This is a genomic window from Roseateles saccharophilus, assembly GCF_004342485.1.
GTDB lineage: Bacteria > Pseudomonadota > Gammaproteobacteria > Burkholderiales > Burkholderiaceae_C > Pelomonas > Pelomonas saccharophila.
This window is the reverse complement of the sequence record NZ_SMBU01000009.1, coordinates 120,647-139,964: the sequence shown is the minus strand read 5'-3', so window position 1 is coordinate 139,964 and position 19,318 is coordinate 120,647. Positions and strand designations below refer to the sequence as shown.

23 protein-coding genes are annotated in these 19,318 nt (G+C 69.1%); 18 read left to right on the top strand and 5 right to left on the bottom strand.

Annotated elements, in window-relative coordinates; all coding sequences use genetic code 11:
- The first annotated feature begins 1 nt into the window (after window position 1).
- The 5 genes from fliS to EV671_RS10150 all read left to right on the top strand — a co-directional run bounded on the left by fliS (window position 2) and on the right by EV671_RS10150 (window position 2,578).
- Window positions 2-535, top strand: coding sequence for a flagellar export chaperone FliS (gene fliS, locus EV671_RS10170; RefSeq protein WP_207911129.1), 534 nt, complete (start codon window positions 2-4; stop codon window positions 533-535).
- A 2-nt stretch (window positions 536-537) separates the two neighbouring features.
- Window positions 538-837: a flagellar protein FliT gene (locus tag EV671_RS10165; protein ID WP_132571195.1), complete on the top strand. Its 300-nt coding sequence runs from the start codon at window positions 538-540 to the stop codon at window positions 835-837.
- A 111-nt stretch (window positions 838-948) separates the two neighbouring features.
- Entirely contained in the window at window positions 949-1,260 is a 312-nt protein-coding gene (locus EV671_RS10160) for a hypothetical protein (protein WP_132571194.1), read from the top strand.
- An 89-nt stretch (window positions 1,261-1,349) separates the two neighbouring features.
- A complete protein-coding gene (locus EV671_RS10155; RefSeq protein WP_132571193.1) occupies window positions 1,350-2,093 on the top strand; it encodes a flagellar brake protein in 744 nt (247 codons plus the stop codon).
- On the top strand, window positions 2,090-2,578 hold the full coding sequence (locus EV671_RS10150) for a pilus assembly FimT family protein (RefSeq protein WP_132571192.1): 489 nt from the start codon (window positions 2,090-2,092) through the stop codon (window positions 2,576-2,578). Before EV671_RS10155 ends, EV671_RS10150 begins: the two co-directional genes overlap by 4 nt.
- A 112-nt stretch (window positions 2,579-2,690) precedes the next feature.
- Here the strand turns inward: EV671_RS10150 and fliE are convergent, their stop codons facing one another.
- Window positions 2,691-3,017, bottom strand: a complete 327-nt coding sequence (gene fliE, locus EV671_RS10145) for a flagellar hook-basal body complex protein FliE (protein ID WP_132571191.1) — start codon at window positions 3,015-3,017, stop codon at window positions 2,691-2,693.
- A 148-nt stretch (window positions 3,018-3,165) separates the two neighbouring features.
- Between fliE and fliF the strand changes: the two genes are divergently transcribed.
- The 13 genes from fliF (at window position 3,166) to fliR (ending at window position 14,774) form a co-directional block, all read left to right on the top strand.
- Window positions 3,166-4,854 carry a flagellar basal-body MS-ring/collar protein FliF gene (fliF, locus tag EV671_RS10140; protein ID WP_132571190.1) on the top strand — a complete coding sequence of 563 codons (1,689 nt, stop codon included), beginning with the start codon at window positions 3,166-3,168 and terminating at the stop codon, window positions 4,852-4,854.
- A gap of 190 nt (window positions 4,855-5,044) precedes the next feature.
- The gene (gene fliG / locus EV671_RS10135) at window positions 5,045-6,040 is read left to right on the top strand and encodes a flagellar motor switch protein FliG (RefSeq protein WP_132571189.1); all 996 of its coding nucleotides are present in this window, start codon (window positions 5,045-5,047) and stop codon (window positions 6,038-6,040) included.
- A gap of 238 nt (window positions 6,041-6,278) precedes the next feature.
- The gene (locus EV671_RS10130; protein WP_132571188.1) at window positions 6,279-7,070 is read left to right on the top strand and encodes a FliH/SctL family protein; all 792 of its coding nucleotides are present in this window, start codon (window positions 6,279-6,281) and stop codon (window positions 7,068-7,070) included.
- Window positions 7,060-8,487 carry a flagellar protein export ATPase FliI gene (fliI, locus tag EV671_RS10125; RefSeq protein WP_132571187.1) on the top strand — a complete coding sequence of 476 codons (1,428 nt, stop codon included), beginning with the start codon at window positions 7,060-7,062 and terminating at the stop codon, window positions 8,485-8,487. Before EV671_RS10130 ends, fliI begins: the two co-directional genes overlap by 11 nt.
- Window positions 8,488-8,558: 71 nt before the next feature.
- Window positions 8,559-9,011 carry a flagellar export protein FliJ gene (gene fliJ, locus EV671_RS10120; protein ID WP_132571186.1) on the top strand — a complete coding sequence of 151 codons (453 nt, stop codon included), beginning with the start codon at window positions 8,559-8,561 and terminating at the stop codon, window positions 9,009-9,011.
- A 4-nt stretch (window positions 9,012-9,015) separates the two neighbouring features.
- On the top strand, window positions 9,016-10,260 hold the full coding sequence (locus EV671_RS10115; protein ID WP_132571185.1) for a flagellar hook-length control protein FliK: 1,245 nt from the start codon (window positions 9,016-9,018) through the stop codon (window positions 10,258-10,260).
- A gap of 126 nt (window positions 10,261-10,386) precedes the next feature.
- Entirely contained in the window at window positions 10,387-10,980 is a 594-nt protein-coding gene (locus EV671_RS10110; RefSeq protein WP_132571184.1) for a flagellar basal body-associated FliL family protein, read from the top strand.
- 13 nt (window positions 10,981-10,993) lie between these two features.
- Complete coding sequence (fliM, locus tag EV671_RS10105; RefSeq protein ID WP_132571183.1) at window positions 10,994-11,998, top strand: flagellar motor switch protein FliM; 1,005 nt, start codon at window positions 10,994-10,996, stop codon at window positions 11,996-11,998.
- Window positions 11,988-12,437: a flagellar motor switch protein FliN gene (gene fliN / locus EV671_RS10100; protein WP_132571182.1), complete on the top strand. Its 450-nt coding sequence runs from the start codon at window positions 11,988-11,990 to the stop codon at window positions 12,435-12,437. Before fliM ends, fliN begins: the two co-directional genes overlap by 11 nt.
- Before the next feature lie 150 nt (window positions 12,438-12,587).
- Window positions 12,588-12,935 carry a FliO/MopB family protein gene (locus tag EV671_RS10095; protein WP_132571181.1) on the top strand — a complete coding sequence of 116 codons (348 nt, stop codon included), beginning with the start codon at window positions 12,588-12,590 and terminating at the stop codon, window positions 12,933-12,935.
- Complete coding sequence (fliP, locus tag EV671_RS10090) at window positions 12,925-13,674, top strand: flagellar type III secretion system pore protein FliP (RefSeq protein ID WP_132571180.1); 750 nt, start codon at window positions 12,925-12,927, stop codon at window positions 13,672-13,674. The genes EV671_RS10095 and fliP overlap by 11 nt, the downstream gene beginning before the upstream one ends.
- Window positions 13,675-13,739: 65 nt before the next feature.
- Entirely contained in the window at window positions 13,740-14,009 is a 270-nt protein-coding gene (gene fliQ / locus EV671_RS10085; protein ID WP_132571179.1) for a flagellar biosynthesis protein FliQ, read from the top strand.
- Window positions 14,010-14,774, top strand: a complete 765-nt coding sequence (gene fliR / locus EV671_RS10080; RefSeq protein WP_132571178.1) for a flagellar biosynthetic protein FliR — start codon at window positions 14,010-14,012, stop codon at window positions 14,772-14,774.
- On the opposite strand, the gene EV671_RS10075 is transcribed toward fliR, so the two are convergent.
- From EV671_RS10075 to EV671_RS10060, 4 genes are read right to left on the bottom strand one after another with little or no spacing between them, the layout of a single operon-like run.
- Window positions 14,771-16,087 carry an ABC transporter permease gene (locus tag EV671_RS10075; protein ID WP_132571177.1) on the bottom strand — a complete coding sequence of 439 codons (1,317 nt, stop codon included), beginning with the start codon at window positions 16,085-16,087 and terminating at the stop codon, window positions 14,771-14,773. The genes fliR and EV671_RS10075 overlap by 4 nt on opposite strands.
- A gap of 1 nt (window position 16,088) precedes the next feature.
- Window positions 16,089-17,258 carry an ABC transporter permease gene (locus EV671_RS10070; protein WP_132571176.1) on the bottom strand — a complete coding sequence of 390 codons (1,170 nt, stop codon included), beginning with the start codon at window positions 17,256-17,258 and terminating at the stop codon, window positions 16,089-16,091.
- 18 nt (window positions 17,259-17,276) lie between these two features.
- Window positions 17,277-17,969, bottom strand: coding sequence for an ABC transporter ATP-binding protein (locus EV671_RS10065; protein WP_243655672.1), 693 nt, complete (start codon window positions 17,967-17,969; stop codon window positions 17,277-17,279).
- Window positions 17,966-19,183, bottom strand: a complete 1,218-nt coding sequence (locus EV671_RS10060) for an efflux RND transporter periplasmic adaptor subunit (RefSeq protein WP_207911128.1) — start codon at window positions 19,181-19,183, stop codon at window positions 17,966-17,968. Before EV671_RS10060 ends, EV671_RS10065 begins: the two co-directional genes overlap by 4 nt.
- Window positions 19,184-19,318 lie beyond the last annotated feature (135 nt).

Sequence of the window (19,318 nt, the reverse complement as noted above, 5' to 3'; positions counted from 1 at the left end):
AATGGCGTTTGACACGCCAATCCCGGTTCAAGAATCGGCCTCGACGGCCGAAAACAAGACAAGTGAACCGGAGTCCAGCGTGATGTTCAGCATGCCTCAGTCCTTCGGCGGCCGCCGCCCCCCCGCCAACGCCTATGCCGAGATCGGCACCAGCACGGCAACCGACGACGCAAGCCCCCACAAGCTCATCGGGCTGCTCTACAACACCTTGTTGAGCGACATCCATACGGCCCGCGGCGCCATGCAGCGCGGCGACATGCCCGCCAAGGCCCATGCGATCAGCCGGGCCGTGCGCATCGTCGACGAAGGCTTGGCGGGCGTCCTCGACATGTCCCGCGGTGGCGAAATCGCCAAGCGCCTCGCTGCCCTCTACGACTATCTGGCCCGCCGCCTCACCCTGGCCAACCTGCACAACGACGAGGCCGCCCTGGTCGAATGCGCCAAGCTGGTCGACACCCTGAAGGATGCCTGGGACGGCATCGCCGCGCAGGTGCATGCCGGCGCACAGGCCCCCTCCTCCGTGAGCGCAGGTTGACCATGAACGCCGCCCTGCTGAGTTACTACGAAGCGATCGAACAGGCCAGTGCCGACATGCTGTCCGCCGCCCGAAACGGCAATTGGGATGAAGTGGTCCGGCTGGAAGGGGCCTGCGTGCTGCTGATCTGCCAGCTCAAGGCAGCCGCGAACCGGGGGACGCTCGCCCCTGGCGAATCCACCCTGAAAACACGCATCATGCAGCGCATCCTTCTCAACGATGCCGAGATTCGCCATCTCGCCGAGCCCTGGCTCGAGGACCTCGACCGAGTACTGGCCGGCCGCCCCGTGCTGACGCACTGAAACACGCCCCCCCCCCTTTCACACCGCCCGGAACTACAATTCCAGGCACCAAGGCGTGACATCTGTCGCACCCTGGTGCCTAAAGTTCTTCGTCGAACTGCCGATAGGCTGGTGAAAGACCTTCAATTTGGACTGAAGGGGATCGTGATGAACAGCGTCAACGGCGTGGGAGCCGTCACCTCCTACAGGACGGACAGCGTGGATGCACGCAACAATTCGGCCTCTGACACCACGTCTCAGGCACGCAGGGATGCGCTCGCCGCTAACCTGACGGAACAGATCGACAAGGTCACTCAGCAACCCATCCCTCCCCGCTTCCCGTGGTTGAGCAGGCTCACTGCCGAGTTGGAAGCGGCCGCCAAGCAGCGGCCCACGTTCCCGCCCACGTCGGCTCTGGGCAACAACATCGACAAGACCGCCTGACCTCTCACTGCAGCTACGCCTGCCTGGGAAGGCCGCCCTGATCGGCACATCGCCGCTTCGGCGCACTTGGCGCGGCTACCATCGTCCGCATGTCCGCCACAACTCAAGCCGCCCCGGAAGAACTGCGCGTCTCCACCATCACCGAGATCACCGCCTACCTGCAGCAGCTGCAGCGTGAGGACGCCGCGCTGATGCTCAGCGGGCCGCCCGGTCTGAGCCTGCCCAGCCGCATCGTCGCGCTGGACCCGGCGGCCGACCTGCTCGGCCTGGAGATCGGCGCCGACCCCGAAGGCATCAGCCAGGCCCTGGTGGCCGGTGGCGAGATCACCGCCGTCGCCTACCTCGGCACGATCAAGCTGCAGTTCGAGCTCGAAGCCTCCGTCCTCGTCAGCGGCGCGCAGGGCGCCGTGCTGCGCGGCACGCTGCCGACGCGGCTCTACCGCTTCCAGCGTCGCCAGTCCTACCGCGTGCAGCCCGCCGGCAGCCTCTACCCGCGCGTCGTCGTGCCCGGCGGCGCCCAGCCCGGGCACGCGCTGCGGGTGCTGGACATCAGCATCGGCGGTCTGGCTCTGGCCCTGCCGGCCGACGTGGACCCGGCCCCGCTGCTGCCCATCGGCCATGTCGCCGCCGGCCTGGTGCTGGAGCTGGACCGCATCACCGCGCTGCGGGTCGCGCTGCTGCCCCACCACGCCAGCCCGATCGGCGGTGACCCCGGCGGCACGCGCCAGCTCGGCTGCGCCTTCGTCGACCTCGACGCCGCGGCCGGGCGCTCGCTGCAGGTCTATGTGGACCAGACGCAGAAGCGCCGGCGCCTGCTGAAGCTGGACCTATGAAGCCACGTCGCATCTCGGGCTTCACGTTGCTTGAAGCGGTCTTCACGGTGGCCGTGCTGGCCATCATCCTGGCCGCGGCCGTGCCCAGCTATGCCAACTACCTGGCCCGCCAGCGCCTGCGCCATGTCGCCGAGCTGCTGGAGCAGGACCTGCGCCACGCCCGCGCAATCAGCGTCCAGGAGGGGCGCAGCGTCTACGTCAGCTTCCAGAGCGGCGCGCAATGGTGCTGGGGCTCGAGCCGCCAGGCCCCCTGCGACTGCGCCACCGGCCAGCCGCGCTGCGAGCTCGGCGGTGTCAGCGCGCGCGAGCACAAGGGCACGCTGCTGCAGTCCGGCCAGGGTGTCACCTTCGAGGCCGGCCTGGGCCGGGCCCAGGGCTGGACGCGCATCGGCATCTCCAACGACCGCAACCAGCAGCTCTACCTGGACCTGGGCCCGCTCGGCCGGCCGCAGATCTGCGGCGCCGACTCGCGCGGCGGCTGTTGATCGGCCCTCCCCCTACCGGCTGGCGCCGGCCCCCTCAAGGGGCGCTGCCGGTGGCCCGGCAAAGCCGGTTCCACGGCAGCCGCTTGGGAAGACACCAAATCGAGCGAAGCGCTCAGATCTGCATGTTCATGATCTCGGAGTAGGCCGAGACCAGGCGGTTGCGCACCTGCAGCGTCGCCTGGAAGCCGATCTGGGCCTTCTGCATCGAGACCATGGTCTCCTCGAGGCTGACGGTGGGGTTGTCGAGCTGCACCTCGCGCTGCAGCCGCGTCGCCTCGTTCTGCTGGGCACTGACGTTCTTCAGCGCCTGCGTCATCGCGTCGCCGAAGCTCGCGCCGGTCGTGGCGGCCGGCTTCACGGACAGCGGCTGGCCGTTGACCCCCAGGCCCGCGCGGGCGGCAGCCTGGGCGAAATCGAAGGGGCGCAGCTTCATGTCCATGGGGCGGCACTTTGGCAGCAAGCCGCGGACGCGAAGCCCCGAGATACGCGGGCGGGGTCGGCCACTTCAGCGCTTTCTTGAGGAGGTCGGCACGAATAATTTGCGCCATCGGCCGATCCAGGCCCTCCTCTCGTTCCTTGCCGCCTTCATGGACACAGCCCTGAGCGCCCCCGCAGCAGCCCCGATGATGGTCACGCCCGTCGAGGCGCCCAACTTCGTCCAGCGCATCAACGGCCTGCCGCTGCGCAGCAAGCTGACCATGGGTGCCGGCCTGCTGGCCCTGGCCGGCGCCGTGCTGGCCGTGACGCTGTGGTCGGCCCAGGGCGACTACCGTCCGCTGTTCACCGGCCTGGCCGACAAGGACGGCGGCGCCGTCATCGGCCAGCTCGCGGCGATGAATGTGCCCTACAAGCACGAGGCCGGCGGCACCATCCTCGTCCCCGCCGGCCAGGTCTACGAGCTGCGCATGAAGCTCGCCGCCCAGGGCCTGCCCAAGGGCGGCACGGGCAACACGGTCGGCTTCGAGCTGATGGACAAGTCCAGCATCGGCCAGACCCAGTTCAACGAGAGACTGAACTTCCAGCGCGCGCTGGAAGGCGAGCTGACGCGCACCATCACGGCCTTGTCCGACGTGGCCGACGCGCGTGTGCACCTGGCCATCCCGCAGCAGAACGGCTTCTTCCGCGAGCAGCAGAAGCCCAGCGCCAGCGTGATGCTGACGCTGCGCGGCGGACGCACGCTGGACCGCGCCCAGATCGCCGGCATCGTCCACCTCGTCTCCAGCAGCGTGCCCGAGCTCGCGCCCAAGGCGGTCAGCGTGCTCGACCAGACCGGCGCCCTGCTCTCCCAGGCCGGCCCCGACGGCGCCAACGGCCTGGACAGCCAGCAGCTGCAATACAAGCAGCAGGTCGAGGCCGGCTACAACAAGCGCATCCTCGAACTGCTGGAGCCGGTCGTCGGCCGCGACAACCTGCGCGCCACGGTGACGGCCGACGTCGACTTCTCGCAGACCGAGGCCACCGCCGAGGAATACCGCCCCAACCAGGGCGCCAACACCCAGGCCTCGGTGCGCTCCAGCCAGAGCAGCGAGCAGACCAATGCCAACGCCGCCCAGCCCACCGGCGTGCCGGGCGCCGCCACCAACCAGCCGCCGGTGCCGGCCACCGCACCCGTCAACGGCGCCAGCGCGCCGCTGCAGGCCGCCCAGGGCAGCAGCGGCACGAGCAGCAACCGGCGCGAGCAGGTCACCAACTACGAGCTCGACAAGACGGTGCGCGTCACGCGCGGCGCGGTCGGCAACGTCAAGCGCCTGAGCGCGGCCATCGTCGTCAACCAGCGCAGCGTGACCGACGCCAAGGGCAAGACGACGACCCAGCCCGTGCCGGCCGAGGAGATCACCCGCCTGACCGAGCTCGTCAAGGAGGCCATGGGCTTCAGCGGCGAGCGCGGCGACTCGGTCAAGGTCGTCAGCGCGCCCTTCGTCGTCGACAAGACCGAGCCGGCGGACATGCCGCTGTGGAAGCAGCCCTGGCTGACCGACCTGCTGCGCAGCGCCATCGTGCCGGCAGCCTGCGTGCTGATCGCGCTGATCGCCGTGTTCGGCATGATCCGCCCGGCCATCAGGGCCGCCGCCCCGCCGCCGCCGGAGCAAAAGCCCGAGACCGTGGACGAGGTCGTGGACGACACTGAACTGCTGCCCGGCGCCGCCGGCATGCCCAAGCTCGAGGCCCCGGTGCACAGCGAAAAGCTGAACCGCGCCCGCGCGCTGGCACGCGACAATCCGGTCGCCGTCGCCAACATCGTGCGCGACTGGATGGCGGGTGAGACGCCCGCATGAAAATGACCCACCCCCTACTCGCTTCGCGAGCCCCCTCAAGGGGGCCGAGCCCGGACACAGGCAGTCCTGTGGACTGCTTGTGCCTGGCGAGGGACAAGGCCTCCGGCCTTGGCAGCTGCAAGTGGCCCGGCAAAGCCGGTTCCACGGCAGCCGCCTGGGAAGGCACTGCGCCTTTGCGTGAGGTTTGAGCATGGATGACAAGGGCATCGAGAGCGCCGCAATTCTGTTGATGTCGCTGGGCGAGGAGGAGGCCAGCGAGGTCTTCAAGCATCTGTCGCCCAAGGAGGTGCAGGCGCTGGGCGAGACGATTGCCAAGCTCAAGGTCATCAAGCGCGCCCAGGTCGAGCTGGTGCTGGACAAGTTCGACGACGTCGCCGAGACCCACAGCACCCTGGTCACCGACACCGACGAATATGTGCGCGCCGTGCTGCGCAAGGCCCTCGGCGAGGACAAGGCCAACCTGCTGCTGGACCGCATCCTGCAGGGCAGCGACGTCTCCTCCATCGAGAGCCTGAAGTGGATGGATGCCGCCAGCGTGGCCGAACTGCTGCGCAACGAGCACCCGCAGATCATCGCGGCCATCCTGGCCCATCTGGACTTCGACCAGACCGCCTCGGTCCTCAAGCTCTTCCCCGAGCGCGGCCGCAACGAGGTGCTGATCCGCATCGCGACGCTGGACGGCATCCAGCCGACCGCGCTGAAAGACCTCAACGAGGTCATGAGCCAGATCCTGGCCGGCGGCGAGCGCATGAAGAAGAGCTCGCTGGGCGGCGCCAAGACGGCGGCCGAGATCATCAACATGATGGGCTCCAGCGTCGAGGCCTCGGTGCTGGACTATGTGCGCGAGGCCGACGCCGACCTGGCCCAGAAGATCATGGACAACATGTTCACGTTCGACGACCTGAACAAGATCGACGACCGGGGCATCCAGGCCGTGCTGAAGGAAGTGCAGACCGAGAGCCTCATCGTCGCGCTCAAGGGCGCCAGCGCCGAGCTGCGCGAGAAGATCTTCCGCAACATGTCCACCCGCGCCGCCGAGACGCTGCGCGAGGACCTCGAGACCCGCGGCCCCGTGCGCCTGTCCGAGGTCGAGGCCGAGCAGAAGGAAATGCTCAAGATCGTGCGCCGCCTCGTCGACGAAGGCCAGATCGTGCTCGCCGGCGGCGGTGACGATCAATTTGTCTAGAACATGAAGCCCCTCGTCCAAGGAGTACCTTGGCCGGTCCCCCTGGGGGACGGCGATGCTTGCCGGCGCGACCGGCAAGCACATCGCCATGACGGGCCGGCTTGGGAACTGGAGTCGGACACAAGCAGTCCCTGCGGACTGCTTGTGCCTACGAAAGGCCATTGGCCTCTGGCCAATGGCAGGCCCGGCGCTCGGCCCGAACTGCATCCGATCAGCGATGCCCTGGAGAGCGACTGATATGGTCACCAGTCGTCAACCGCCGCGGCAGGTGCCGCCGCCCGACCGCCGCGAGGGCGAGCGCCGCGCCACCTACGCGCGCTTCATCCCCGGCGAGGAGGTCCAGGGCGCCAAGGCCTGGAACCCGGACAACCTGGGCGATACCGCGCCCTCGCCCTTCGCGCCGATGCGCCCCGGCACGCCCGCCGTACCCAACCCGGCCGCCCCCGCGGCCGCCGAGCCGCCCCCGCCGCCGCCCCAGCCCGACGTGCAGGAGCAGCTGCAGGCCGTGCGCCAGGGCGGCTACCAGGACGGCTACCGCGACGGCATGGCCGCGCTGGACGCCTTCAAGCACAGCTTCGCCCAGCAGATCAGCGCACAGGTCGGCACCCTGGTGAAGAACTTCGATGCCGAACTGCAGGCCCTGGAGGGCGACATGGCCCAATCCGTCGCCCGCATCGCCGTCGAGCTGGCCCGCCAGGTCGTGCGCAGCGAGATCGAGCAGCGCCCCGAGCTGATCGCGCGCGTCGCGCATGACGCGGTGGAGGCGCTGCAGTTGTCGGCCCGCCATGTGCGCGTGCGCGTACACCCCGACGACTACCCCCTGGTGCAGCAAGGCGCCGGCAGCGAGATGCAGGCCCGCGAGGCCCAGCTCGTGCCCGACCCGGACGTGCCGCGCGGCGGCGTCAAGGTGGACGCCGACATCGCCAGCGTCGACGCCACGCTCGCCACGCGCTGGCAGCAGGCCGTCTCCGCCATCGGCCAGAAGTCCATCTGGGAAGACCGCCGCGAAGGCGACAGCGATGACGAGTGAGCGCACTGGCCGCTGGCAGCGCTACCTCTGCGACCTCGAGACGCTGGCCGGCAATGCCGCGCCGCTGGAGTCCCACGGCAAGCTGGTGCGCGTGGCCGGCCTGGTGCTGGAGGCCACCGGCATCCGCGTCCCGCTGGGCTCGGTCTGCCGCATCCAGATGCCCAGCAGCGGCAACAGCCCGCGCCGCGGCATGGCGCCCGTCAACGCCGAGGTCGTCGGCTTCTCGGGCGACCGCGCCTACCTGATGCCCACCGACGAGGTGCAGGGCCTGTCCAGCGGCGCCACCGTCGTGCCGCGCCACCTGCCGCCGCTGGCACCCCGGCTGGGCCAGCCCCTGCACCCCTGGCGCCGCGGCGAGGACCGCGGCCTGCACCTGCCGATGGGCGACGGCCTGCTCGGCCGCGTCGTCGACCCGCACGGCCACCCGCTGGACCGCGGCGGCGACATCGGCAACATCCACAACGAACCCATGGTGCGCCGGCCCATCAACGCGATGGACCGCGACCCGGTGCGCACGCCGCTGGACACCGGCGTGCGCGCGATCAACGCGCTGCTGACCGTCGGCCGCGGCCAGCGCCTCGGGCTGTTCGCCGGCACCGGCGTCGGCAAGTCGGTGCTGCTCGGCATGATGGCGCGCTATACCCAGGCCGACGTCATCGTCGTGGGCCTCATCGGCGAGCGCGGCCGCGAGGTCAAGGAGTTCATCGAGGACATCCTCGGCGAGGAGGGCCGCAAGCGCAGCGTCGTCGTCGCGGCACCCGCCGACGCGCCGCCGTTGATGCGCATGCAGGGCGCCCATTACGCGACCGCGATCGCGGAGTATTTCCGCGACCAAGGCCGCCACGTGCTGCTGCTGATGGACTCGCTGACGCGCTACGCGATGGCCCAGCGCGAGATCGCCCTGGCCATCGGCGAGCCGCCCGCCACCAAGGGCTATCCGCCGAGTTGCTTCGCCAAGCTGCCCCAGCTGGTGGAACGCAGCGGCAACGGCTTGGCCGGCGAGGGCTCGATCACGGCCTTCTACACCGTGCTGACCGAGGGCGACGACCCGCAGGACCCGATCGCCGACGCGGCGCGCGGCATCCTGGACGGCCACATCGTGCTGTCGCGCGAGCTGGCCGAGGCCGGCCACTACCCGGCCATCGACATCGAGCGCTCCATCTCGCGGGTGATGACCAGTGTTGCACCCCAAAACCAGGTCGATTCCGCGCGTCGCTTCCGCCAGCTTCTGGCGAAATACAACAAGGCCCGCGACCTGATCCAGCTCGGCGCCTATGCCCCGGGCAGCGACCCCGAGCTGGATCTGGCCGTGCGCCTGCATGCCGACATGACGCGGCTGCTGCAGCAGGACATGCACAGCCCGGCACTTCTTCACGCCAGCGTCAGCCAGTTGCAGGCCGTGGTCCAGGGCGCCTAAACCCCGGGGACAGGCGCGCCGATAACGACTTAGCGCCGGGCCGCCGGCCTGTGCGCGCGCTGGAGTTTTGAATGAGTGCAACCACGCTGAGCCTGCTGCTCGAACGCGCCGAGGCGGAACGCGACGCCGCCGCCCAGGCCCTGCATGCGGCCAACGCCCAGGCCCAGGCCGCGCGCGCCCAGCATGGCGAGTTGTCCGGCTACCGCCAGGAATACCAGCAGCGCTGGACCGAGCAGTTCTCGCGCGCGACGACGATGGACATCGTCGCCTGCTACCAGAGCTTCGGCCAGCGCCTGAACCAGGCCGTAGACACGCAGGGCCATGTCGCCCAGCATGCCGACCAGCGCGAAGTGCGCGCCCGCGACACGCTGCGCGCGGCCGAGATGCGCGTGGCCGCGCTGCGCCAGCTCATCAAGCGCCGCGAGGCCGAGGCCCGGGCCGCCGCCGACCGCCATGAGCAGCGTACTGCCGACGAATTCGCCGCCCGTGTGCATCTGCGCCGCAGCCTGCAAGCCCACGCCTGATGCCATGCTGAGCCCGCAAGCCGCCGTCAACGCGAACAAGGCCGCCGCGCCAGCCCTGCCCCAACCCGCCGCGCCGCGCAGCAGCGCCGGCCCGAGCTTCGCGCAGATGCTGACCGTGCAGGCCCCGCCACCTGCCGCCCCCCAGCCCCAGGCTGCTGCACCGCGGCCGTCCACCGCCCCGGCACCGCACGAAGCCGCCGCGGCCCAGGAGGCGCCGCAGGCCAGCGCCAGCACGAGCGCGCCGCCCAAGCCGGCCACCACCGCCAAATCGCGCGGCAACGACGCGGCCAAGCCCGCCGCCCCGGACAAGGCCCCGACCGATGCCGACAAGCCCACCGAGGCCACTGCCGACGGCAAGGCAGGTGCCGACGAAAAGGCCCGGCCCGCCACCGCTGGCCTGAACGAATTCACGTCCCTGATCGGCCTGCCCAACGCCGCAGCCGCGGCTGCGGCGGCCCAGGCCGCGCTTCAGGCCGCCGCCGCCAAGGCCCCGGCCGGCGATGCGGCCGAGCCGGCGGCGGCCACCGCCACCGACGCGCGCGGCAGCCGCCGCGCGGGCGGAGCCGGCCAGGACATCAAGGCCAATGCCGCCACCGCCCGGTCCGTCGGCCTGACCGACACGTCCGATGCCAAGGCCGGTCATGCTGCCGCTGCCGCCGCGGACGCGTCCAAGGCCCTGGACACCACGCCGACCGGCCCGCACCCGCATGGCACGACCGACGCCGCCCCGCCGAGCTTCGCCGCCAGCCTGCAGGCGGCTTCGGCCAATGCCGCACCGGCCACCGGCACCGGGGCTGCGGCCTCCGCCGCCATCGCCTCTCCGCCGCTGAGCGCGGCCTTCGCCCCCGAAGTGGCCACCCGCGTCAGCCTGATGGCCGTGGACGGCGTGCAGCATGCCGAGCTGCAGCTCAACCCCGCCGACATGGGTCCGGTGGCCGTGCAGATCGTCGTGGACGGCTCGCAGGCCCAGGTGTCCTTTCACGCGGTCCAGGCCGAGACGCGTCAGGCGCTGGAGCAAAGCCTGCCCGACCTCGCCGCCGCACTGCAGGGCCAGGGCCTGACGCTGTCGGGTGGCGGCGTCTTCCAGCAGGCTCCGCAGCAACAGCGTGGCGGCTACGACACGAGCGCCGAGCGTGGCAGCGGCACGGCTGGCGCAGGCGTGGCAGCCCCGGGCCGGGTCGGCGGCAACAGCAGCATCGATGCGCCTGCGACGCGGCGCACGGTCGGCCTGCTCGACACCTTCGCCTGAAGCTGAAGTGGAATTAGCCACGCACCGCGCTGGCTAATCCAGGCTTATCGGCCCATCCCGGGGTCAATAATCGGGCGAAGCGCTGCCCATTGCGTCCGATGGGCCGCGGATGTTCAAGGAGTTCCCATGGCGACTGCGCCGGCTGCCGAAGGAGCCGCCCCCAAGGGAGGCGGCAGCAAGAAGAAGCTGATCATCATCATCGCCGCCGTGCTGGTGCTGGTGCTGGCCGGCGGCGGCGCGGCGCTGTTGCTGCTGAAGAAGAAGCCCGCCGAGGACGGCGAGGACGCCGCCGACACCACCGAGGCCCCGGTCAAGGCCAAGGCCCACGCCAAGAGCGACCACCCGCCCACCTTCGTGCCGCTGGACCCCTTCACCGTCAACCTGGCCGACAAGGACGTGGACCGCTTCGCCCAGATCGGCATCACGCTGCAAGTCGACGACCCGCACTTCGCCGACCAGATCAAGACCTATATGCCAGCCATCCGCAACAACGTGCTGGTCGTGCTGTCGCGCAAGACGGCCGCAGAGCTGCTGAGCGTCGAGGGCAAGGAAAAGCTGGCCAAGGACATCATGCGCGAGTCGGTGCGGCCCATGGGCATCGAGCTCGACAACGCGGACGAGGAACCCGCGGCCGACGCGCCAAAGAAGAAGAAAACGAAGAAGGCCGCCGTCGAGAGCCCCGTCACCCAGGTGCTCTTCTCCAACTTCATCGTGCAGTGACCGCGGATTCGCCATGAATCAGCAGATCCTTTCCCAAGACGAAGTCGATGCACTGCTCCAGGGCATCACCGGCGAGAGCCAGAAGCTCGAGCAGGAGGAGGAGCAGGTCGGCGGCATACGCGAGTACAACCTCGCGAGCCAGGAACGCATCGTCCGTGGGCGCATGCCCACGATGGAGATCATCAACGAACGCTTCGCGCGCAACATCCGCGTCGGCCTGTTCAACTTCATCCGCAAGAGCCCCGAGGTCGCCATCGGCGGCATCAAGGTGCAGAAGTACTCGGCCTTCCTTCGAGAAATCGTCGTCCCGACCAACTTCAACATCGTGTCGGTGAAGCCGCTGCGCGGCAGTGGGCTGATCGTCTGCGACCCGACCCTCGTGTTCGCCGTCATCGATTCCCTGTTCGGCGGCATTGGCAAGTTCCACGCCCGCATCGAGGGCCGCGACTTCTCGCCCACCGAGCAGCGCGTCATCACCCGCATCGTCGAGGTCATCCTCGCCGAGTACCACAAGGCCTGGAAGGGCATCTACCCGCTGGAGCTGGAGTACCAGCGCTCCGAGATGCAGCCCCAGTTCGCCACCATCGCCACGCCCAGCGAGATCGTCGTGTCGACCTCGTTCACGCTGGAGATCGGCGAGACCAGCGGCACGATCTATTTCTGCATCCCCTACTCGACGCTGGAGCCCATCCGCGACGTGCTGTACTCGACGACGGTCGGCGACTCCTCCGAGCCCGACCGGCGCTGGATCAACCTGCTGAAGACGCAGATCCAGGCCGCCGAGGTCGAGCTCGTGGCCGAGCTGGGCACGGCGCCCGCCACCGTGGAGCAGCTGCTGGCCTTCAAGGCGGGCGACTTCATCGAGCTCGACCTGGAGCCGATGATCCAGACCAAGGTGGACGGCGTGCCCGTCTTCAACTGCCACTACGGCACCTCCAACGGCAAATACGCCCTCAAGATCGACAAGATGCTGACCGGCTCTCAGGAGAGCTGGCTGGGAGCCAAACATGAGCCCTGATTCACCCAGCCAAGAAGAACAGGACGCGATGGCGGCCGAATGGGCCGCGGCGCTGGCCGAGGCCGCGCCTGCGCCCGCGCCTGCCACCCAGGTCGCCACCGAGGTGGCGCCCGAGCAAGTGTCCACGCCCAGCTTCGCCAACTTCAGCCCGACGACGGCGGCGGGCTCGGCCGGCGACATCAACATGATCCTGGACATTCCCGTCCAGCTGACCGTGGAGCTGGGCCGCACCCGCATCCCGATCAAGAACATCCTGCAGCTGGCCCAGGGCTCGGTCGTCGAGCTGGACGCGCTGGCTGGCGAGCCGATGGACGTGCTGGTCAACGGCTACCTGATCGCCCAGGGCGAGGTCGTCGTCGTGAACGACAAATTCGGCATCCGCCTGACCGACATCGTGACGCCGTCGGAGCGCATGCGCCGCTTGTCGAAGGCGGCTTGACGAAGACAAGGGCGACCACCGAGGCACGGAGAAGGCCCCAACCGGAGTTCCTCTGTGTCTCCGGTTGCATTTCAGACGGCCGAATAGCCGCGGTTTGAGCCGCCTGTTGGGCGCTTCGCCGGCTCAAGTCGGTCCGCAGAATGCCGAGGCATGAACGCTTCCGGCCTGCTCCCCTTCCTGTGGTTCCTCGCCATCATTGCGCTGATCCCGGTCGCGCTGTGGCTGCTCAAGCGCACGCCCTATGGCCGCGTGTTCGGCGGTGCGGCGCCCGCCGGCCTGCTGCGCGTCGTGACCCAGCTGCCCACGGCGCCCAACCAGCGCCTGCTCGTCGTCGAGGTCGGCCAGGGCGATGAGCGTCGCTGGCTGGTGCTGGGCGCGACGGCCCAGAGCATCACGACGCTGCACACCCTGCCGCCCCAGGCCGAGCCGCCTGCCCCGGCCTCGTTCGCCAAGCTGCTGAGCAAGGAGCGCGGCCAGGGGAGTGGTCATGAAGCTTAAGCCGCTGCTGGCCGGCGCCGCGCTGCTGACGGCAGGCGCCGCCTTCGCCCAGAACGCGACGCCGCCCGCCACGCTGCCCCTCCTGGTCGGCCAGGGAGTCGGCGGCGGCAGCTACTCGGTGCCCATCCAGACGCTGCTGTTCTTCACGGCCCTGGGCTTCCTGCCCGCGGTCATCCTGATGATGACGGCCTTCACGCGCATCGCCATCGTGCTGAGCCTCATGCGCCAGGCCCTGGGCACCCAGGCCGCACCGCCCAACCAGGTCATCGTCGGCCTGTCGCTGTTCCTGACCTTCTTCGTCATGAGCCCGACGCTGGACAAGGTCTATGCCGACGCCTGGCAACCCTACAGCGCCGGCACGATCCAGTTCGACGAGGCCTTGAAGCGCGCCGAGGTGCCGATGCGCGGCTTCATGCTCAAGCAGACGCGCCAGGCCGACGTGGCCCTGTTCTCGCGCCTAGCCAAGCTCGACAGCGGCGTGAAGCCCGAGGACGTGCCCTTCAAGGTGCTGGTGCCGGCCTTCGTGACCAGCGAGCTCAAGAGCGCCTTCCAGATCGCCTTCCTGATCTTCATCCCCTTCCTCGTCATCGACATGATCGTGGCGAGCGTGCTGATGAGCCTCGGCATGATGATGCTGTCGCCGGTGCTCGTCTCCCTGCCCTTCAAGCTCATGCTCTTCGTGCTGGCGGACGGCTGGAACCTGCTGCTCGGTTCGTTGGCGGCTTCCTTCGTGACCTGATCTGATGGCCTTGCACCGGCCGCCCGAGCGAAGCGAGTAGCTCTGTCCCCAACTGACTGAAAACCATGGACGCCCAACAAGTCTTCACCTTCGGCCAGCAGGGCCTCTACATGATGATGCTGGTGGCCGCGCCCATCCTGATCGTCGTGCTGCTCGTCGGCGTCGTCGTCAGCGTGATCCAGGCCGCCACGCAGATCAACGAGGCGACGCTGTCCTTCGTGCCCAAGGTCATCGCCGCCATATTGACGCTGGCCGTGGCCGGGCCGTGGATGATGACGGAGCTGGTGGAGTACATCCAGCGCACGCTGCAGACCATCCCGAACGTCGTCGGCTAGATGTTCTCCGTCACCGAGGCCCAGCTGCTGGCGTGGTTGAACCCGCTGCTCTGGCCCTTCATCCGCACGCTGGCCCTGTTCGCCGGCATGCCCACGTTCAGCCAGCGCAATGTGCCGCTGCGCCTGCGCGTCGGCCTGTCGCTCTTCATCGCCGTCGCGGCCCAGCCCTCGCTGCCCGAGATCCCGGTCGCGCCGCTGGACTCGCTGCCGATGCTGACCCTGCTCGTCGCCCAGCAGTTGCTGATCGGCCTGTCCATGGGTTTCGCGGTGCGCATCGTGTTCGCCGCGCTGGAGTTCGCCGGCGAAATCATCGGCCTGCAGATGGGCCTGAACTTCGCCGGATTCTTCGACCCCGGCAGCGGCGCCCAGGGCACGGCCAGCGCGCGCTTCTTCGGCAGCATGGTGGCCTTCCTGTTCATCGCCATCAACGGCCATCTGCTGCTCATCAACGCCCTGGTGCAGAGCTTCCACGCCTTCCCGGTCGGCGCCGAGCCCTTCGCCTTCCTGCGCGTGGCCACGCCCCAGCGCTGGGGCGCCGAGATCTTCAGCATCGGGCTGTGGATCGCCCTGCCCCTCGTCACGATGCTGATGTTCGTCAACCTCGTGATGGGCGTGATCTCGCGCGTCGCGCCGCAGATCGGCGTGTTCTCGGTCGGCTTCCCGCTGACGGTCAGCGTCGGCCTGATCGGCATGGTCGCGACGCTGCCGCTGATGCAGACACCGTTCACGGTGGCGCTGGAGCGCCTGCTGGCGGTGTTCAGTTAGAGCTCGCGCAGCGCCGTCGTCACCGGCACGCTGGCCGCCCGCACCGCCGGGAACAGGCCGCCGACGAAGCCTATGGCCAGGGCCCACTTGATGCCCTCCCACAGCAGCCCGGGCGATACGGCCAGGTTGAAGCTGAGCTTGCCGACCGAGCCGGCCGCCATCGTCGAGGCCTCGAAGCCGTTGAACACCAGCCAGGCGATGAGGCCGCCGATGAGGCCGCCGATCAGGGCCAGCAGCGTCGTCTCCAGCATCACGGCGACGACCACCGGCAGGCCGCGAAAGCCGATGGCGCGCAGCGTCGCGATCTCGCGGGCCCGCGAGGCCACGGCGGCGAACATCGTGTTCAGCGCGCCGAACACCGCACCCACGGCCATGATGGCGCCCACCGTGATGCCGATGATGCGCAGGATCTGCGTCATCTTCTCGCTCTGCTTGGCGAAGAACTCCAGCGTCGTGCTGGCCTTGACCTTGAGCTGGGGGTTGGCCTCGAGCGCCTCGCCGAAGGCCTTGATGGCCGCCGCGTTCTCCAGCTTGACCGTTGCCGAGTTGCGGCCGCTGCCACGCCGGTAGGTGTCGTTGACGACATTGGCGTCGGCCCAGAGCTCCGATTCCATCGCATCGCCCGACGCGAAGATGCCGACGATGGTCCAGGGCTGGTTGCCGAGCTTGAGGCTGGCACCGACCTTGAGGCCCTCGAACTGGCGCACCGCGCCCTTGCCGACGACGATCTCGCGCAGACCCGGCTGGAAGGTCCGGCCCTCGATGATCTTGACGTTGGGCCGCACCGCGAAGGCCGCCTCGCTGATGCCGCGCACCTGGGCGCTGCCCTCGTCGCCGGTCTTGCTGCCCTTGACCGGCAGGTTGGCCGCCACCACCGTCTCGGCCGAGACGATGGGCTCGCCCTTGGCGTTGTGGGCCACGCCCGGCGCCTGCTCGATCTGCAGCAGGTCTTCGCGGCTCAGCGAGGACGAGACCTCGTTGGCCGAGGCGCCGCGCATGACTATTGCCGTGTCCAATGAGCCGGAGTTGCGCAGTGTCTGCGCATAGCCTTCGGCCATGGCCAGCAGGGCCACCAGCACGCCGACCACGCCGGCGATGCCGACGACGATGACGGCCGACGAGCCCAGGCGCTGCGTCAGCGTGCTGATGCCCACCGCGGCCACGGAACGCGTCTGCGCGCCGCTGCGGAACAGGAACATCCACGCGGCCAGCAGCACGGCCAGCACGAGCGCCCCCTGCCAGGGCAGCATCACCCAGGCCGCCAGCACGGCGACCAGCAGCAAGACGAGCCCGAGATTTTTCAGGAACTTCATATCAAGCCCTCCCGGCCAGTGCATCGGTGATGTTCACGCGCATCGCGCGCAACGCCGGCAGCGCGCCCACGGCCAGTCCGAAAAACAGCGCCAGACCGATGCCGATCAGCCAGCTGACCAGGCCGGCCGCCGGCAGGTTCAGCGCACCGCCGCTGCCGGCGCTGACGGCGGGACCGATGACGCTGGCGAGCAGCAGGCCGATGGCGCCGCCGATCAGCAGCAGCAGCACCGACTCGGCCAGCACCATGGCCAGCACGCTCTCGCCCGAGAAGCCCAGAGTCTTGAGCACGGCGATCTCGCCGGTGCGCTCGCGCACGGCCTGCATCATCGTGTTGCCGGCCAGCAGCAGCAGCGTGAAGAACACGGCGCCCATGATGGAGGTGACGATGAGGTTGATGTCGGCCACCTGCTTCATCCAGCTGGACATGGCCGCCTGCTCGGTCAGCGTGCGGGTCTCGTGGTCGGAGTTGGCCGAGATCTCGTCGATGGCCTTGAGCACGCGGTCGGCCTGGTTGACGTCCTTCACGCGCGTGACGTACCAGCCCACATTGCCCTGGTTCCAGGGCGTCGTGTCGTCGAAGTATTTCCAGTTCAGCAGGAACATCTGGTCCCACCAGCCGGCCGTCTTCTTGTCGGGCACGTGGATGATGCCGACGATCTGGAAGGGCCAGTTCTGGCTGCCGTTCTTGTCCGGGAAGATGGTGGACTGCATGGGCACCTGGTCGCCCACCTTCCAGCCGAACTTGCGCGCCAGGCCCTCGCCGACGAGGGCGCCGTTCTTGGTCTCGGCGAAGGCCTTGCGGTGCTCGGCCGAGACTTCCATCTCGGGGTAGATGTCGAGGTAGTTGGGCGCGACGGCAAAGCTGAAGACCTGGTTCTCGGGCTTCTGGTAGGCGCCGCCGAACCAGTTGGCGAAGGTCGTGTCCTTCACGCCGTCGATCTGCGCGATGCGCGCGCCCAGCGACATCGGCAGCAGCTGGATGAAGCTCAGCTTGGAGCCGGTCTGCAGGCGCTGCGCGCCGTTGGCGCTCTGGCCGGCCTGTTCGAAGCCCACGCGCACCGCATCCAGCAGGCCGAACAGCAGGAAGGCCGTGATGATGGAGACCAGGGTCAGGAAGGTGCGGCCCTTGCGCCGGAACAGCGCCGCCCAGATCAGGTGGAGGTATTTCATGGCATCACCTCATGCGGCTCAGGCGACGGCCTGTTCGACAAGCGTGCCCTTGTCCAGATGCAGCGTGTGGCTGGCGCGGGCGGCGGCACGCGGGTCGTGGGCGACCATGACGATGGTCTTGCCATGCTCGCGGTTGAGGGCCTGCAGCAGCGTCAGCACGTCCTCGGCCGACTGACGGTCCAGGTCGCCGGTGGGCTCGTCGCAGACCAGCAGGGTCGGGTCGGACACGATGGCGCGTGCGATGGACACGCGCTGCTGCTGGCCGCCCGACAGCTCGGTGGGCTTGTGCGCGGCGCGGTCGGCCAGGCCGACCAGTTGCAACGCGATGGCCGCGCGCTTCCTGCGTTCGCCGGCCGACAGCTTGGTCAGCAGCAGCGGCAGCTCGACATTCTTCTGCGCCGACAGCGTCGGCATCAGGTTGTAGAACTGGAACACGAAGCCGACCCTGGACGCCCGCCACTTGGCCAGGGCCGCGCCCGAGAGCTTGTCGATGCGCTCGCCGCCCACGCTGATGGCGCCGCCGCTGGGCGCGTCCAGGCCGCCCATCAGGTTCAGCAGCGTCGTCTTGCCCGAGCCCGAGGGGCCCATCAGCGCGAGGAAATCGCCCTGCTGCACATCGAGGTTGATGCTGTGCAGCACCTCGACCTTCTGCTTGCCACGGGTGTAGACCTTGGACAGGTCGCGGACTTCGATCAAAGCGCTCATGCTCATTCCTTGTTCACGACGTTGGAACCATTCTTCAGTTCGGCCGGCGGCGAGACGACGACCGTCTCGCCCGCCTTCAGGCCCTCGGTGGCCAGCTTGAACTTGCCGGCATCGGCACCGAGCTTGAGCGCACGCTGCTGCGCCCGGCCCTCGCTCACGACGAACACGCTGCTGGCGCCGTCGCGTTGCACCACGGCCTCGGGCGGCAGCAACACGCCCGGCACCGGCTTGGCCTCGACCTTGGGCTTGGCCGCCAGGAAGCTCACGCGCACGCCCATGTCGGGCACGACGCGGTCGTCCTTCTGGTCCAGGGCCACGCGCACCTTGACGGTCGCCTTGCCGCGGTCGGCGCTGGGGATGACGGCGACGACATGGGCCGGGATCTTCCAGTCCGGGTAGGCGTCGAGCACGGCCTCGCAGGGCATGTCGCCCTTGACCTGGGCGATGTAGGCCTCGTTGACGTCGACGTTCACCTCCAGCGAGTCCATGTCGACGATGGTGCCGACGCCGGTGCGCGTGAAGCCGCCGCCGGCGGACAGCGGCGAGATGATCTCGCCGACCTGCGCCGCCCGTGCGGTAACGACGCCATCGAACGGCGCCCGCACCGTCGCGTAGTCGAAGTTGACCCGCGCCTGGCGGGCCTGCGCCTGGGCCGCCTCGATCTGGCGCTGGGCCACCTCGAGCTGGGCGCCCACGGTCTTCACCGCCGTCGCCGCCAGCTCCTGGGCCTGGTGCGTCGTCATGCCGCTGGCGGCCAGCTCGGTCTGGCGGCGCGAGTCGGCCTGGGTCTGAGCGAACTGGGCGCGCAGCTGCACGAGATTGGCCTCGGCGCTGCGCACCTGGGCCTCGGCGGCGGCCAGGCCCGCCTTGAGGCCGGTGTCGTCCAGCCGCGCCAGCACCTGGCCCTTCCTGACCTTGAAGCCCTCGTCGATCAGTACTTCGGTCAACGTGCCGGTGATCTGGGCCGAGACGGTGGCCATGCGGCGCGGCGTCACATAGCCCGTGGCCTGCAGCACGGCGTCGGCACTGGCGCCCTGTCCGTTGGCACGCACCGTCGCCGTCTGCACGGCGATGGGCTTGTTGCCGGCCATGAACCACCACGCGCCGGCGGCCACCAGCACCAGGATGACCAGCCCGGCCAGCAGGCCCCAGACCCACTTCGGCATCCCGCCGTCATGATCCTCACGCTGCGCGCCTTCGATGCGCAGCTCCTTCAGCAATCCGGTATCGATGACACGCTCCCTGAACTGTTGCAGCCGCCAGCGCAGCCGTTTTGGAAACCGGCGCATTGTGCAGGCGCTGCTGCCAGCGGATGTCAACAATCGACGAACGGCAGCCGGCGCCGGCGAATCGCC